At 62.8% G+C, this 14,299-nt stretch carries 20 protein-coding genes; 8 read left to right on the forward strand and 12 right to left on the reverse strand.

What is annotated here, in order from left to right; genetic code table 11:
* Positions 1 to 66: 66 nt before the first annotated feature.
* The 5 genes from P3R82_RS20745 to P3R82_RS20765 form a co-directional block, all read right to left on the reverse strand.
* Positions 67 to 759: a DsbA family protein gene (locus tag P3R82_RS20745; RefSeq protein ID WP_283195159.1), complete on the reverse strand. Its 693-nt coding sequence runs from the start codon at positions 757 to 759 to the stop codon at positions 67 to 69.
* Between the two features lie 143 nt (positions 760 to 902).
* Positions 903 to 1,172, reverse strand: a complete 270-nt coding sequence (locus P3R82_RS20750; RefSeq protein ID WP_183901029.1) for a type II toxin-antitoxin system RelE/ParE family toxin — start codon at positions 1,170 to 1,172, stop codon at positions 903 to 905.
* A complete protein-coding gene (locus P3R82_RS20755) occupies positions 1,156 to 1,380 on the reverse strand; it encodes a DUF6290 family protein (RefSeq protein ID WP_283195160.1) in 225 nt (74 codons plus the stop codon). Before P3R82_RS20755 ends, P3R82_RS20750 begins: the two co-directional genes overlap by 17 nt.
* Before the next feature lie 57 nt (positions 1,381 to 1,437).
* Positions 1,438 to 1,938: a DUF721 domain-containing protein gene (locus P3R82_RS20760; RefSeq protein ID WP_283195161.1), complete on the reverse strand. Its 501-nt coding sequence runs from the start codon at positions 1,936 to 1,938 to the stop codon at positions 1,438 to 1,440.
* 18 nt (positions 1,939 to 1,956) lie between these two features.
* On the reverse strand, positions 1,957 to 2,409 hold the full coding sequence (locus P3R82_RS20765; protein WP_283195162.1) for a hypothetical protein: 453 nt from the start codon (positions 2,407 to 2,409) through the stop codon (positions 1,957 to 1,959).
* Positions 2,410 to 2,504: 95 nt separating this feature from the next.
* On the opposite strand from P3R82_RS20765, the gene mutY reads away from it, so the two are divergent.
* The 4 genes from mutY to P3R82_RS20785 all read left to right on the forward strand — a co-directional run bounded on the left by mutY (position 2,505) and on the right by P3R82_RS20785 (position 5,728).
* Positions 2,505 to 3,608 carry an A/G-specific adenine glycosylase gene (mutY, locus tag P3R82_RS20770; protein ID WP_283195163.1) on the forward strand — a complete coding sequence of 368 codons (1,104 nt, stop codon included), beginning with the start codon at positions 2,505 to 2,507 and terminating at the stop codon, positions 3,606 to 3,608.
* Positions 3,609 to 4,217: an HAD family phosphatase gene (locus P3R82_RS20775; protein WP_283195164.1), complete on the forward strand. Its 609-nt coding sequence runs from the start codon at positions 3,609 to 3,611 to the stop codon at positions 4,215 to 4,217. It abuts the gene before it with no gap.
* A 2-nt stretch (positions 4,218 to 4,219) separates the two neighbouring features.
* On the forward strand, positions 4,220 to 4,585 hold the full coding sequence (locus P3R82_RS20780; protein WP_283195165.1) for a nuclear transport factor 2 family protein: 366 nt from the start codon (positions 4,220 to 4,222) through the stop codon (positions 4,583 to 4,585).
* A 231-nt stretch (positions 4,586 to 4,816) separates the two neighbouring features.
* The gene (locus tag P3R82_RS20785; protein WP_283195166.1) at positions 4,817 to 5,728 is read left to right on the forward strand and encodes a hypothetical protein; all 912 of its coding nucleotides are present in this window, start codon (positions 4,817 to 4,819) and stop codon (positions 5,726 to 5,728) included.
* Positions 5,729 to 5,935: 207 nt separating this feature from the next.
* Here the strand turns inward: P3R82_RS20785 and P3R82_RS20790 are convergent, their stop codons facing one another.
* Positions 5,936 to 7,066, reverse strand: a complete 1,131-nt coding sequence (locus P3R82_RS20790; protein ID WP_283195167.1) for a site-specific DNA-methyltransferase — start codon at positions 7,064 to 7,066, stop codon at positions 5,936 to 5,938.
* 181 nt (positions 7,067 to 7,247) lie between these two features.
* On the opposite strand from P3R82_RS20790, the gene P3R82_RS20795 reads away from it, so the two are divergent.
* A complete protein-coding gene (locus P3R82_RS20795; protein WP_283195168.1) occupies positions 7,248 to 7,433 on the forward strand; it encodes a hypothetical protein in 186 nt (61 codons plus the stop codon).
* Here the strand turns inward: P3R82_RS20795 and P3R82_RS20800 are convergent.
* Together P3R82_RS20800 and P3R82_RS20805 are read right to left on the reverse strand one after the other, a co-directional pair.
* Positions 7,416 to 7,793: an antibiotic biosynthesis monooxygenase gene (locus P3R82_RS20800; protein ID WP_283195169.1), complete on the reverse strand. Its 378-nt coding sequence runs from the start codon at positions 7,791 to 7,793 to the stop codon at positions 7,416 to 7,418. The two genes, P3R82_RS20795 and P3R82_RS20800, sit on opposite strands and share 18 nt — an antisense overlap.
* Complete coding sequence (locus tag P3R82_RS20805; RefSeq protein ID WP_283195170.1) at positions 7,790 to 8,119, reverse strand: NIPSNAP family protein; 330 nt, start codon at positions 8,117 to 8,119, stop codon at positions 7,790 to 7,792. The genes P3R82_RS20800 and P3R82_RS20805 overlap by 4 nt, the downstream gene beginning before the upstream one ends.
* Before the next feature lie 102 nt (positions 8,120 to 8,221).
* Here P3R82_RS20805 and P3R82_RS20810 point away from each other — a divergent pair, with 102 nt between their 5' ends.
* On the forward strand, positions 8,222 to 8,920 hold the full coding sequence (locus tag P3R82_RS20810) for a metalloregulator ArsR/SmtB family transcription factor (RefSeq protein ID WP_283195171.1): 699 nt from the start codon (positions 8,222 to 8,224) through the stop codon (positions 8,918 to 8,920).
* 77 nt (positions 8,921 to 8,997) lie between these two features.
* Here P3R82_RS20810 and P3R82_RS20815 read toward each other — a convergent pair whose 3' ends face one another.
* From P3R82_RS20815 to P3R82_RS20825, 3 genes are all read right to left on the reverse strand, one after another.
* Positions 8,998 to 9,423, reverse strand: coding sequence for a DUF1284 domain-containing protein (locus P3R82_RS20815; RefSeq protein WP_283195172.1), 426 nt, complete (start codon positions 9,421 to 9,423; stop codon positions 8,998 to 9,000).
* Between the two features lies 1 nt (position 9,424).
* The gene (locus P3R82_RS20820) at positions 9,425 to 10,003 is read right to left on the reverse strand and encodes a biotin transporter BioY (RefSeq protein WP_283195173.1); all 579 of its coding nucleotides are present in this window, start codon (positions 10,001 to 10,003) and stop codon (positions 9,425 to 9,427) included.
* Between the two features lie 201 nt (positions 10,004 to 10,204).
* Positions 10,205 to 10,876 carry a GntR family transcriptional regulator gene (locus tag P3R82_RS20825; RefSeq protein ID WP_283195174.1) on the reverse strand — a complete coding sequence of 224 codons (672 nt, stop codon included), beginning with the start codon at positions 10,874 to 10,876 and terminating at the stop codon, positions 10,205 to 10,207.
* Between the two features lie 185 nt (positions 10,877 to 11,061).
* Between P3R82_RS20825 and P3R82_RS20830 the strand changes: the two genes are divergently transcribed.
* Positions 11,062 to 11,751, forward strand: a complete 690-nt coding sequence (locus P3R82_RS20830; RefSeq protein ID WP_183901015.1) for an HAD family hydrolase — start codon at positions 11,062 to 11,064, stop codon at positions 11,749 to 11,751.
* Between the two features lie 245 nt (positions 11,752 to 11,996).
* Here the strand turns inward: P3R82_RS20830 and P3R82_RS20835 are convergent, their stop codons facing one another.
* Positions 11,997 to 12,656 (reverse strand): hypothetical protein, encoded by a 660-nt coding sequence (locus tag P3R82_RS20835; RefSeq protein WP_283196390.1) that lies wholly within the window; start codon positions 12,654 to 12,656, stop codon positions 11,997 to 11,999.
* A gap of 233 nt (positions 12,657 to 12,889) precedes the next feature.
* Here P3R82_RS20835 and thrC point away from each other — a divergent pair, with 233 nt between their 5' ends.
* Entirely contained in the window at positions 12,890 to 14,290 is a 1,401-nt protein-coding gene (gene thrC, locus P3R82_RS20840; RefSeq protein WP_283195175.1) for a threonine synthase, read from the forward strand.
* The last annotated feature ends 9 nt before the right edge of the window (positions 14,291 to 14,299 follow it).

A 14,299-nucleotide genomic window follows, 5' to 3' on the forward strand; every position in this document is an offset into this window, starting at 1 on the left:
GGGAAAAGCAACGAAAAAACGGGCGCACGGCTTCCGCCGTCGCCCGTCTTATAGGAACGGCTCAGCTTAAAGCAGGCTGTCGATAAGGGCCGACATGATGTCAACCGACATGTCTCCAGAGTAGCGCTTCCCGTTGATGAGGAAAGTCGGCGTGGCGTTGACGCCGAATTCCTTGGAACCCCGTTCCCGCGTCGCGTTCACTTCATCCAGCAGCTTCTGGTTCGTCAAGCACTTCGTGAAGCTATCCTCACTAAATCCAGCCAGTTTCGACATCTGGAGCAGAGCGGCGCGACCATCTTCGGCAGCGACCCAGGTCTGCTGCTGCTTGAAGAGCATCGAGACCATCGGGAAATACTGGTCGGCCGTGCTCATGTCTTCCGGCTTGGACGGATTGCAGCGGGCCAGCATGAACGCGGCCGCGGAACGCGGATCGAAGGGGAACTCGCGGATGATGAAGCGAGCCTTGCCGGTGTCCACGTACTTCTTCTTGATCTCGTCGAAGGTCTTGTTGTGGAAGTTGGCGCAGTGCGGGCAGGTCATCGACATGTATTCGACGATGGTGACCTTGGCATCATCCTTGCCGATCACCATTTCCGGCAGCGAGCCCGGCTTCAGCACGGCGGCCATGTCGACATCGCCGTCCGGCTTCGGAATTTCCACAGCCGCATTGGCGCTGCTGAAGACCGCCAGGCTGGCGGTCGCGACAGCGACGCCGCCCAGAAGCTGGCGCTTGGTCAGTTGCATTTCGGACATCTGCATAATTTCCTCATAAATGAGAGTAGCGGCTGTGAGTGCGATATAACGGCGCGCGGCCGCAAACAAGGCACGCATGGGGGAGTTTCTTCAAACAATTGTGACCTTGGTGGGACCAAGGGGCGTTATTGCGGGTTGCAACGTCGTAATCACCGATAGACGTCACGCCGGTTGCCCACACGAACAACTAAAATTCGAAGCACGTTGTCCTCTATACTGGCGATAATCCGGTAATCTCCCACGCGATATTTCCAGAACGCGCCAAGCTCCGGTCCTTTGAGGGCTTCGCCGATCGACCGCGGGTCGTCCAGCTTTGCAACGCGCTGATTGAGGAAACGTATAATTCGCTGGGCTGCAACATGGCCGATCTTGTCGAGTTCGCGCTCAGCGCGTTCGTCGAAATCAATCCTCCACGCCATAGCGTTCCATCAACTCAGCCAATGACACCGTGCGGGCATTGCCTTGCCGAAAGTCTTCAAGACGCTTCTCGGCCAGATAGTAGTCTTCCAGATCATCAAGGTGTTCCAGGATGGCTTCGCGTGCGTAGAAGCTCTTGCTGCGGCCCGTGCGCTTGGCAAGTTCATCAAGACGCTCTTCGATTTCAGCCGGCAATCGTATGGCAAGCATCGTCGTTCTCCTTGCTATACATGTATAGCACATTGCGAAGCCATGGCCAACGGCATGCTAACGCCCCTTCTTCCCCAACACCGCCGTGCCCAGCCGCTTCACCGCATCGCGCAGCTTCTCGTTGTCGATGCCCTCCATCATTCCCTCCAGCCGGCGGGCGGCCTCGCCTTTCAATGGCGGCGGCGTGCGGGAGCGCTTGAAAGCTTGGGAGACCGGCTTCTGGACGATGCGGATCTGGTGGACGGCGGAGAAGCCGAAGAAGCTGTTGATGCGCTGGATGAGTTCGCCCTGCGCATGCGTCAGAAACAGGGCGCGGGCGCCCTCGCAGGCGATGGTCAAGACGCCGGGGCGGAAGCTGCCGTCATCGCCGCCCCTCGCCCAGGCGATCTTTTCCGGGCGGGTGCAATCGGCGAAATCCTCGCCGGCGATCTCGTCCCAGGAGCCGAGCAGCGCCGTGTTGATGCCGGCGCGCTTGGCGAGCACGGGATCGATCAGGCCGTTGGCCAGTTCGGAGATCTGTTTTTCACCTCGTGAACGAGGCGCCTGCCCGTTAGCCACCATTGCTCCATTTCGCCTTCAGCGAACGCCCCTGCCCCTCAAGAGATCACGAAACGCCCGCCAGTCGTGTCCGCCATTTACCAGCAGCAGGCGTGCTACGACAATGCAGAAAGCAAAAAAGGCCACGCAGAGCATCTGCAGGGGGAAAACGCCCTCGTCGCGGGAATGCAGATAGGCGGTCAACAACACAGCATTGCCGCTGATAAAGACAATCACCGACAAGACGTAGAACATCACCGCGCTTGTGAACATAAAGACGAGCCGCGACCTTCTCGAGGGCTGTCCGACAGGCCTCAACTCTTTCTCGAGCCATCGCAGGACCGCGCTAACCATTGCTGGCAGACTGCCCTTCTCGGGAGAAAGCAGCCTGCCTATGCTATCGAGAGAATGCAGGATGACGTAGATACATACGACTGACGCGGCGGCCGAGGCAAAAGCCGGCGAAAGTTGGAAAAGCTCGGTCAAGTTCATGTTGCTGCTCCGCCTTGTAAAAGAGTTTCGGCAATCCCCAGCTTCAAGCGGCCAGACAGTTGCGCCGCCTGTTTCATTCCCTATCTTCGGACGGAATGAACGCACGCACATCATCGGCCATTTCGGCCCCCTCCGCAAAGCCCCTGCTCGACTGGTACGATCGCCATCACCGCGACCTGCCCTGGCGTGTTTCGCCGCCGATGGCAAAGCGCGGGATCAAGGCCGATCCGTATCATGTGTGGCTGTCGGAAGTGATGCTGCAGCAGACGACGGTGCCTGCCGTCAAAGCCTATTTCCTGAAATTCCTTTCGCGCTGGCCAACGGTTGGCGATCTTGCCGCAGCACCTAGCGAGGAGGTGATGGCCGCCTGGGCGGGGCTCGGCTATTACGCCCGTGCCCGCAACCTGAAGAAATGCGCGGAGGCCGTGGCGAACGATCATTCAGGCGTGTTTCCCGATACCGAGGACGGGCTGAGGGCACTACCCGGGATCGGCGATTATACGGCGGCTGCCGTGGCCGCGATCGCGTTCAACCGGCAGGCTGCGGTCATGGACGGCAATATCGAGCGGGTGATCTCGCGGCTTTATGCGATTTCGACGCCGCTGCCCGCAGCCAAGCCGTTGATGAAGCAGAAGGTGGCGCTGCTGACGCCATCCGACCGGCCGGGCGATTTCGCCCAGGCGATGATGGATCTCGGCGCCACGATCTGTACGCCGAAGCGGCCCGCCTGCGCGCTCTGTCCCTTCAACGGATCGTGCGAGGCCTTAGCGCTGCACGATCCAGAGCATTTCCCGGTCAAGGCCGCCAAGAAGGCGAAGCCCGTTCGCGTCGGCGCCGCCTTCGTGGCGGTGACTGATGATGGCGAAGTGCTGTTGCGGCGCAGGATCGAGAGCGGTTTGCTTGGCGGCATGACCGAGGTGCCGACGACGGGCTGGACGGCGCGCATCGACGGCGAGACCTCGGCGGACGCCGCCCCGTTTTCGGCCGACTGGCAGCCATCGGGCACCGTCACCCATGTCTTCACCCATTTCGAGCTCAGGCTGTCGATCTGGCGCGTGGCGATCCCCGGCAGGATCGACGGGGATGACGGATGGTGGGAGCCGGTTACAAATCTTGACGCGCAGGCATTGCCCACCGTCATGAAAAAAGCGATCACAGCGGCTATTCCACGCGCGTTTCAACAGTCCAAGGACGGATAAATGCCTATTGATCATATCGTTTTCGATATCGGAAAAGTTCTTATCCATTACGACCCTGATATTCCCTTCAGCCGGATCATTCCGGATGCCGCAGAACGCAAATGGTTCTTCGACAATGTCTGCACCCACGACTGGAACATCGAGCAGGACCGCGGCCGCACATGGGCGGATGCCGAGGCGCTTCTGATCGAAACGCATCCCGATCGCGAGGCGAATATCCGCGCCTTCCGCAAGCACTGGCACGAGATGGTATCGCATTCCTACGACGACAGCGTCGCGATCATGGAAGGGCTGATCGCCGAGGGCCGCGACGTGACGATGCTGACGAACTTCGCCTCCGACACCTTCCGCGAGGCGCAGGTGCGCTTTCCCTTCCTCAACACGCCGCGCGGCGTCACCGTTTCCGGCGACATCGGCCTGATCAAGCCCGACATCGCGATCTACGAAGCGCATACCAAGAGCTTCGGCCTCAATCCGGCGGCGACGATCTTCATCGACGATTCGGCGCCGAACATCGAAGGCGCCAAGAAGGCGGGATGGGACGCGGTGCTCTTCACCGGCGCCGAGCAGCTGCGCGCCGATCTCGCGGAACGCGGCGTGAGGGTCTGACCATGGCATTCGATCCAATCAAGGAAATCACCCTGTTTCACGACGCGATCAACAGGCTCGATTATCAAATGATCGAGGACTATTTCGCCGAGGATGCGACCTATGTCTCGAACGGCGTCGGCAGTCTTTCGGGCCGCGACGAGATCATGACGGCGTTCCGCAAGTATTTTGACGACTACCCCGACCAGACGGCTTTCAACACGCTGGTCGAACGCGTCAGCCCCCTTGCCGGGCGCGCCGTGTGGTCGGTGCGCGCCACCCACAGCAAGACCGGCAAGCCGCTGGTGCGCGAGGGCGAGGAAACGATTACCTTCAACGAAGAGGGACGCGTGACGCGGGTGGATGTGAAGGACTATCAGGCGTTTTAAATCCTGCGCCTCTGTCCCGACGTGAGGGAAACCGCAATTTTCCACCGCCTCAGGAACAATCAGCGCCGCTGAAGGTTTTGAGAGCACCCGCGCATCGCGGGCTCAATCAGAACAATGAATCAGCCGTGCTGACAGGAGGTTACGATGGGTAGAGGTATCTTGCTTTGGTTTCTTGGCGTTCCGATTCCGCTGATCATCCTTATCCTGCTCTTCTGGCGCTAGGAGGCGGCGATGTCCTATGCCTCGTCCACCGTCGTGACCGACGCGCCGCTGGAATCCTCGGCGTCCGCCGTGAGCTGGGGACCGATCATCGCCGGCACGCTGGCGGCGACCGCCATCTCGCTCATATTCATTCTGGTCGGCTCCGGTCTCGGGCTGACGATGGTCTCTCCATGGTCCGGTGAAAGCGCGTCGCTGACGACGCTGGGGGCCACCGCCGCCGTCTGGCTGATCGTCGTGCAGTGGGTTTCCGCGGCTCTCGGCGGCTATCTCACCGGACGGCTCCGCGCGAAGTGGGTGGGCGTCCATACCTATGAGGTGTTCTTCCGCGACACCGCGCACGGCTTCCTCGCATGGGCGCTGGCAACCGTCGTCGTCGCCGGTTTGCTGGGCTCGACGCTGTCGTCGGCGCTGGGCACCGGCACGCAGGCAGCGGCAAGCGCGGTGGGCGCCGCCGGAACCGCCGGAGCGCTGGCGACGGCAAGCGCGGCTGACAACAGGAGCGGCTTCTCGCCCGCCTACTTCACGGACGCGCTGCTGCGGCCCTCCAATCCGGCCGCCGCACCCGCAAACCAGAGCAACGAAGCCGTGAGCGCCGAGGTGTCGCGGGTGCTGGTGAACGGCATCGTTGACGGCAATCTTTCGGCCGACGACCAGACCTACCTCCAACAGGTGGTCGCCTCGCGCACCGGGCTGTCCGAAGCCGATGCCAAGGCCCGGATCGATGCCGTGCTGACGCGGATCAACGAGGCCAAGACGGCCGCGCAGAAAGCGGCGGACGACGCCCGCAAGACGGCTTCCGCCATTGCCCTGTTCGGCGCGCTGTCGCTGTTCGTCGGTGCCTTCATCGCCAGCGTCGCCGCCGCAATCGGCGGCCGCCAGCGCGACGAGGACGAAGAACGGATGGCGCTGCTGCAGCGCTGAGCCCGAAACCACGACATCGATCGACATCGAGCGCTCCGGTCAAAAGCCGGGGCGCTTTTTATCGCGCGCCTCGTCGGGCACGCGCGTCTTGACGGCGGCGCCCGAAATGAAGACGCCCGGGGTATGATCCCGGGCGCCTTTTGCCGTCTTCCGCAACTGGAGGTACAAAAACCGGTCGACGGCAGTCTCGATCGGGCCTTTCGCGGGTCAGCCCGCGTTTGCCAGATCACTGCGGATGACGGCCCTGAGATCGTCGATCGGGCGCAGGGATTGCCCATCGTCGAAGTGCCAGAATGTCCATCCGTTGCATGCGTCGAAACCCTGGACCTTGGCGCCCATCCTGTGGATCGAACCCGCCTCGCCGCCAGCCGTAACCGTGCCGTCGGCGCGCACGATCGCGCTATAGCGGCGCTTGGCGTCGGTCAGCACCTGGCCGGGCTTGATGAGGCCGCTTTCGACCAGCGTGTTGAAGGCCACGCGGACCTCCTGCTTCTTGCCGGTCATGACGGTGAGTTCCGCCTTGCCGAGCGGCTCGACCGCTTCGATGCGGGCGGACGCCGCGTCGATATAATCCTGTTCGCGCTCGATGCCGACGAAGTGGCGGCCGAGGCGCTTGGCGACGGCGCCCGTCGTGCCCGAGCCGAAGAACGGATCGAGGATGATGTCGCCGGGCTTGGACGAGGCCATGATGACGCGGGCGAGCAGCGCTTCCGGCTTCTGCGTCGGATGCACCTTCTTGCCGTCCTCGCCCTTCAGGCGCTCATGGCCATTGCAGATCGGAAACAGCCAGTCGGAGCGCATCTGCACGTCGTCATTGGCGGCCTTCATGGCATCGTAGTTGAAGGTGTAGCCCTTGGCCTTGGCGTTCGGGCTCGCCCAGATCATCGTCTCATGGGCGTTCTGGAAGCGGCGGCCCTTGAAGTTCGGCATCGGGTTGGTCTTGCGCCAGACGATGTCGTTCAAGATCCAGAAGTTCAGATCCTGCAGCGTGGCGCCGACGCGGAAGATGTTGTGATAGGAACCTATGACCCAGAGCGTGCCCGTCGGCTTCAGCACGCGGCGGCAGGCGAGCAGCCAGGCGCGGGTGAAGGCATCATAGGCTTCGAAGGAGGCGAACTGGTCCCATTCGTCGTCGACCGCATCGACCAGCGACTGATCGGGACGATGCAGGTTGCCGCCGAGCTGCAGGTTATAGGGCGGATCGGCGAAAATGACGTCTACGGAATGGGTCGGGAGGGCTTCAAGAGCGGCAACGCAATCGCCCTTGATGATCGTGTCGATCCAGGAGCCCGGCTTTGCGGAGGCCTTGAGATCGGCAAGCGGAAATACAGACGCCATCTTTTAACTCGCTCATACACATTACGCTCTTTACTGTCTGTTATGGTTACTCATCTTGGTTACCAAAGCCTGAACCGGGGTACGATTTCGGGAAAATAAAATCTCCAGAGCGCGTCACAGGCAGCTACTTGCCGGTTTGCGGGCCATTGCCGATGATTGAATTCTCAGGAGCGAACACGCGATGCGATCGACCAAGGCAGCCGAAAGCTCAGGCAAGCAACCGACCGGCAAGAGCATTCTCGCGGGAGAGTTGACCGATGAAGAAATTCGGCTAATCCGCAATGCGCGCGTTGAAACCGACGCGCCTTACGAACTTGACGATCTTGATGAGGATGGAAAGCTCAGCCCTTCAAAGCGGCCGGGCTGATCCCTTTGAAGATACCGCATCATGCACCGCCCGGCTATCCTCCGGCGCCTCCGCCCGCTCGTTCATCCCGTAATCACGGACGACATGGCCGATGCGCAGACGATAATCGGCGAAAATGCCGCCCCGGCCGGCGGCCTGGGCGGCGCGGTGGTGTTCGAGGTTGCGCCAGCGTTTGACCGCCTCCTCGTCGCGCCAGAAGGAGAGCGACAGAAGCTTGCCGCGCAGGGTCAGGCTTTCGAAGCGCTCGATGGAGATGAAGCCATCCATCTTCTCCAATTCTGCGCGCAGTTCGCCGGCGAGATCGAGATATCGATGGCGCTCGCCCGTATAGGGCAGGACTTCGAAGATGACGGCGATCATGGCAGCACCCTTGCGGCGTGGGGAAGCGAGACGTTCTTCAGGAAGATGCGGTCTTCCTTGAGGATGAAGCGCTCGCGCCTTGCGAATTCATAGTTCTCGCGGCCGAGCGGATCGGCGGCAAGGCGGGCGCGGTAGGCTTCGTAGGCGGCGAGGCTTTCGATGTTGTAGACACCGTAGGCCGTGGTCGCCGAGCCCTCGTGCGGGGCGAAATAGCCGATGAGATCGGCGCCGTTGCGCGGGATGGCCTGGCCCCAGTTGCTGGCGTATTCGGCGAAGGCATCCTTCTTGAACGGGTCGATTTCGTAGCGGATGAAGCAGGTGATCATCTCTTTGTCTCCTTGATTGCAGGATGGTTTTGCCATGTTGCGGGACGGAGATGCTTCGGCTACGGTCGAAGTATGGAAGATGCCATCCTGAGGAGGTGAGCCGTGAAGGAAGGACCTGATATCGCGCAGATCGGCGCGCTCATTGGCGACCCCGCCCGCGCCAACATGCTGGCGGCGCTGACGGGTGGTAAGGCGCTGACCGCGACCGAACTCGCCGCGGTCGGCGGCATCACGCTGCAGACGGCGAGTGCGCATCTCGCCAAGCTCGAGGCCGGCGGATTGCTCCTCCCCCGCAAGCAGGGGCGGCATCGCTATTTCAGCCTTGCCGACGAGGCGGTCGCGCGGCTGATCGAAAGCATGATGGGTTTCGCGGCCAGCCGCGGGCATCTGCGCCACCAGCCGGGGCCGAAGGAGCCGGCGCTGCGCAAGGCGCGGATCTGCTACGACCACCTGGCCGGCGATTACGGGGTGCGGATGCTGGACAGCCTCGTCGCCAAGGGCGCGATCGACGCCGTGGGCGACGGGCTGGCGCTGACCGCCAAGGGCGAGGAAACGTTTCAGTGCATCGGCATCGATGTCGCCGACCTCAAGGCATCGCGGCGGCCTCTCTGCCGCTCGTGCCTCGACTGGAGCGAGCGGCGCGCGCATCTGGCCGGCAGCCTCGGCAAGGCGTTGCTCACGAGTTTCTTCGACAAGGGCTGGGCGCGGCGCACGGCGGGCAGCCGCTCGGTGATCTTTTCGCCTGATGGAGAACGGCAGTTCCTGGCGCTGTTTCCGGTGGAGACGCCGGTCGCGGCCTGAAGCGCGGCACGCTTCAGGCGCTTGTTTTCGCGCATGTGTTTATCCCGAAACCGCGAACCGCTTTCGGGAGACATGCGTCAGCCCGGCGCGACCAGCACATCGGTAAAGCCGCGCTCGGCGACATGGCCGCAGAGCTCGCTCCACTCACATTCGTCGCAAGCCTTGCGGATCGTGCCGAGGGCGAAATTGCGACGGAGGCGTTTCAACAGCGCCGCGTCGGGATAGATGCGGGTGCCCTTCCAAACCGCGATCCCCAACAGACGGCCGACGGCTTGCGCCGCCGCCCTGTCCCGCGCCACGACGCTTTCGTTGTGGCAATGCGCCGCCGCTCCCGAGAGCAGCGGCGCGCAGATATCGTCGGGGCCATCGACCACCTCGATCTCCTCGCCCGACGACAGGCGCCAGGCAGTGCGGATGTAGTTCTCGGTGAAGGCGGGCGTGTAGCCTTCACCGACGAAGGTCAGCATGCAGAGCAGGTGGTGGGCGCGCAGATGAACGGTCACCTCAGCGGCCGGTATAGATCCTGACGCCCTTCAGCACGGCTGCCGCCAGCGCCGACTTCAGCACCGCGCCGAGGATGAAGGGGACGACGCCGAGCAGCCAGGCCTTTTCCATGCCGAGCAGGTTTGCGAGCCACAGGCCGCCGATCGCCAGGCACAGGATATTGGCGGCGAAGTGGGCGGCGAAGCTGCGGATCACGGCGTCGCCGGTCCAGCCGCGCGCGGCGAGCCAGCCGGCAAGGGCCGCGATCACGGGGAAGGATGCGAGGTAGCCCGCCGTCGGCCCCGCGAAGGGTGCCAGACCGCCGGCGCCGCCAGCCAGAACCGGGAAGCCCATGGCCGCTTCCGCAAGCCAGGCCAGAACCGTCGCCGCGCCGAGACGCCAGCCATAGAGAGCGCCGATCATCGTCACCGCGAAGGTTTGCATGGTGATCGGCACCGGCACCATCGGCACCGATATCTGCGAGGCGAGCGCCAGGATGAGCGTGCCCGCCAGCACGAAGACGGCCTTGATGGCGGCCGGGCGAGCGGCGAGACGCAACGGGTCGAAACGGAACTCCTGGGATTGATCGAACAGGGACATGAACTCTCCTTCTCAAATTATAGATAATTTTTGATTCCCATCTATTTTATGAGAGGGATTTTTGGCGATGGCAAGCGGTCGCGATACGATTGCGCAGTGGACAAACGCGATCGCGCGCCGTACCGACGGCGAAAATGGCCCGAAAAGCGTGAAATTCCAGGGAATTCACGTCGATCATGAATTATCTATAATTTTGAGAATTCAGCCGACGATGGCGAAGGCTTCGCCGTTTTCGCCACCCTTGCTGGTGGATTTCGGCGCGCGGCCGATCCACTGGACGTGGCGCTCGAGGATGCCGGCCGCCTCTTCCGCCCTGCCCTGGCGTAAAGCCACGAGGATGGCGCGGTGGTCGTGGTCGGTGCGTTTTTCCCAACCGGAACGCCAGGCGGAGAACAGGAAGCGGGCGCTGGCGGCGTGGAGATCGTCGATCGAGGCGAGCAGACGGCCCATGTTGCAGGGCGTGAGGATCAGGCGATGGAAGCGGCGGTTGGCTTCCTCCCAGGCGTGAACGTCGGCCGCCGCATCGCCCTCGCGGGTCGCCTCCTCGGCGGCATCGAGGATCGCAGGCGTCAGGTGCTTGGCGGCGTGGCGCAGCGCGAGAACCTCGAGCGCTGCCCGCATCTCGGCCACCTCGCGGACCTCCTTGATGTCGAAGGAGGCGACGCGCACCCCGCGACGCGGCTCGCTGATCGCCAGCCCCTGGGCTTCCAGCCTGCGGAAGGCTTCGCGCACGGGCACGTGGCTGGCGCCAAACTCCTCGGCGATATGGTCCTGGCGCAGACGCAAGCCGGCCGGCAGTTCGCCGCGAACGATGCGGTCGGCGAGCACGCGGCTGATGCGGCTTGCGATTGTGTCTTCCGGTTCCTTTGCCATACCCTTCCATTAGAGGGCGAACCATGGCTTGTCGAGGAGACAAGGCCCCGCATCCGCAGGCAATTCGATAGCGCGTAACCCTAGCCATCCGACGACCGCAGGCCAGCCATGACGCGCGGCCGGTTGAGATCGGCCGAGGCATCGTGTAAAGCCCGCTCATCCCCCAACGAAGGCTTGAGACTTACATGAACGGCTTCGACCTCATTCTTTTCGACTGCGACGGTGTTCTGGTCGATTCCGAAATCATCGCGGCGGACGTCGAGTCCAGGCTTCTGACGGAAGCGGGCTACCCTATCAGCATCGAGGAAATGGGCGAGCGGTTCGCCGGCATGACCTGGCAGAATATCCTGCTGCAGATCGAGCGCGAAGCGAGCATTCCGCTCTCGGCCTCCCTGCTCGACAAGTCCGAGAAGCTCCTCGACATGCGGCTCGCTTCCGAGGTGCAGGCGATCGCGGGTGTCGAGGCGGTGCTCAAGCGCATCGACCTCAAGCGCTGCATCTGCTCGAACTCGTCGAGCGCGCGGCTCGCCATGATGCTGTCCAAGGTCGGGCTCAGCCAGTTCTTCGCGCCGAACATCTTCTCGGCCAAGGATCTCGGCGCCGATCGCGTCAAGCCGAAGCCCGATATCTTCCTGCACGGCGCCACGCAGATGGGCGCTTCGCCATCGCGTTGCGTGGTGGTCGAGGATTCCGTGCACGGCGTCCACGCGGCCCGCGCCGCCGGCATGCGGGTGATCGGCTTCACCGGCGCCTCGCACACCTATCCCTCGCACGCCGACCGGCTGACGGATGCGGGCGCGGAGACGGTGATCTCGCGGATGGTCGATCTGCCGGGCGTGGTCGCGGCGCTGGCGGAATGGGAAGGCGTGGCTTGAGTTTGGATTGAGGGGTGTTGAGGGGGCGTGAGCCTTGGGCGTTTTGCCGTGCAGCCCCCTCATCCGACCCTTCGGGCCACCTTCTCCCCTATGGGGCGAAGGGAAGATGGAGCGAGCGGCCAGCTCCGAGTCTCTTCTCCCCCGCGGGGAGAAGGTGCCGGCAGGCGGATGAGGGGGCCACACGGCACCACCTCACTCTTTGAATAGCGCGACGCAATCGCAGCCGCGATCCCCTACCCCAAACCTTAGCTGGACTTCTTCTTGCCCTTGCCCTTGGCGGGCGCGCCCTGGTCGAAGCCGACGTTGACGCGGACCAGCGAGCCGGAGCCGACGGGCAGCCTGATGCCGTCCTTGCGGAACAGGACCTGGGTGGCGCCGTTCGGGTCGATCTGGGTGGCGAAATTGGTGACTTCCGAATAGAGCGCGTCCTCGCCGTCGTAGACGGAGATGCGGATCGGCAGCGTGACGTTGCCCGAGGCGCCGGCCGGTCCGGCGACGATGCGCAGCTGCGCCACGACGGTCATCACGAGATTCTGTTCGTTCAGCGTGCACTGGCGGGTGTAGTTGCCGATCGAGGCCTGGAAGGCGAGCTTGTCGGGCGCTCCGGTCTTGGCGCCGCCGGCGTAGCGGTAATAGATCGCTTCGGCGTCCTTCATGTAGATGGTCGGGCAAGCGCCCTGCACGACGGGCGCCGTGTTGCCGGACGCGGTGGTCGCCGTGCCGATCGACGGATCGTTGGAAGACGGATTGGCCGGGGCCATCGGCATCACCTGCGCGCTGCCGCCGGAGGGCGCCGACGCCGATGTCTTGCTGTCTCCACCGCCCATCCCGAGCGAGTTGCAGCCGACCAGAACAGCCGCGACGGATGCGGAAGCGATAAGACGAGAGACCTTGCCGAACACGATTATTGCACCCTCTTCACAAAGTTTTTTGCCGGGCCCGTTCAGTGAAAACAGGGCCTTTCGTGACAGTTTGCGATGGTCTATATCAGCGGCGCAAACAAAAATCGATTGGGTAAGCACTGTTTTGATGCACATTTCGGGATTGCAGCCGGCGAAGGCCAAAGCTGCGGCTTAGAGACGGCGGGACACAGGTTTTCTCTTCAATCCGGATTTTCTTCAGGCCCGGCACATCAAGGATGACGACAGTGGACTATATCTCGACCCGCGGCAAAGCCCCTGCCCTCGGTTTCTGCGATGCATTGCTGGCCGGTCTGGCGCGTGACGGCGGACTTTACGTGCCACGCGAATGGCCGCAATTCTCCAAGAAGGAAATCCGGGCGCTGCGCGGCAAGAGCTACCAGGAAATCGCCTTTACCATCCTGTCGCCGTTCACCAACGGCGAAATTCCCACCGACACCTTCCGCGCGATGATCGACGAAGCCTACGGCACCTTCCGCCATCCGGCGATCGCTCCGCTGGTGCAGACCGGCCCGAACAGCTTCGTGATGGAGCTCTTCCACGGCACGACACTGGCGTTCAAGGATGTGGCGATGCAGCTGCTGGCGCGGCTGATGGACTATGCGCTGGAGAAGCGCGGCGAGCGCGCCACCATCGTCGGCGCCACCTCGGGCGACACGGGCGGGGCCGCGATCGATGCATTCGCCGGACGCGAGCGCACCGACATCTTCATCCTCTTCCCGCATGGCAAGGTTTCGCCGGTGCAGCAGCGGCAGATGACGACATCGACGGCGTCCAACGTGCATGCGCTCGCCGTCGAGGGCAATTTCGACGATTGCCAGAATCTGGTGAAGGCGATGTTCAACGACGGCGCGTTCCGCGACAAGGTGAAGCTCTCTGGCGTCAACTCGATCAACTGGGCGCGCATCATGGCGCAGATCGTCTATTACTTCACGACGGCGATCACGCTCGGCGCGCCGGACCGCAAGGTTTCGTTCACCGTGCCGACGGGCAATTTCGGCGATATTTTCGCCGGTTACTGCGCCAAGCGCATGGGCCTGCCGATCGGCAAGCTGGTCGTCGCCACCAACGAAAACGACATCATGGCGCGCACGATCAAGACCGGCCGCTACGAGATGAAGGACGTCAAGGCGACGACCTCGCCGTCGATGGATATCCAGATCTCGTCCAATTTCGAACGGCTGCTGTTCGAGGCCTATGGACGCGACGCCTCGAAGGTCCGCTCCGCCATGGACAGCCTGAAGCAGTCGAACGGTTTCGACATTTCCGCCGATGCCATGTCCTTCATCAAGAAGGATTTCCGCGCCGGCCGCGCCAGCGAAAAGCAGGTGGCCGAGACGATCAAGACCACGCTCGAAAAGACCGGCTATCTGCTCGATCCGCATTCGGCGATCGGCGTTTTCGTGGCCGAGAAGCACGAAAACGCCAATTCGCCGATGGTGACGCTTGCCACCGCGCATCCGGCCAAGTTCCCCGCCGCCGTAAAATCCGCATCCGGTATTGACCCCGCGCTTCCGACGTGGCTTGCTGATTTGATGGACAAGGAGGAGCGCTTTCAGATCGTTAAGCCCGAGCTCAAAGAGGTAGAGACGTTTATCGACCAGCATTCCCGGGCCTAATCAGCGGAA

The sequence above is a fragment of the Rhizobium sp. AN80A genome, assembly GCF_030053015.1.
GTDB lineage: Bacteria > Pseudomonadota > Alphaproteobacteria > Rhizobiales > Rhizobiaceae > Rhizobium > Rhizobium metallidurans.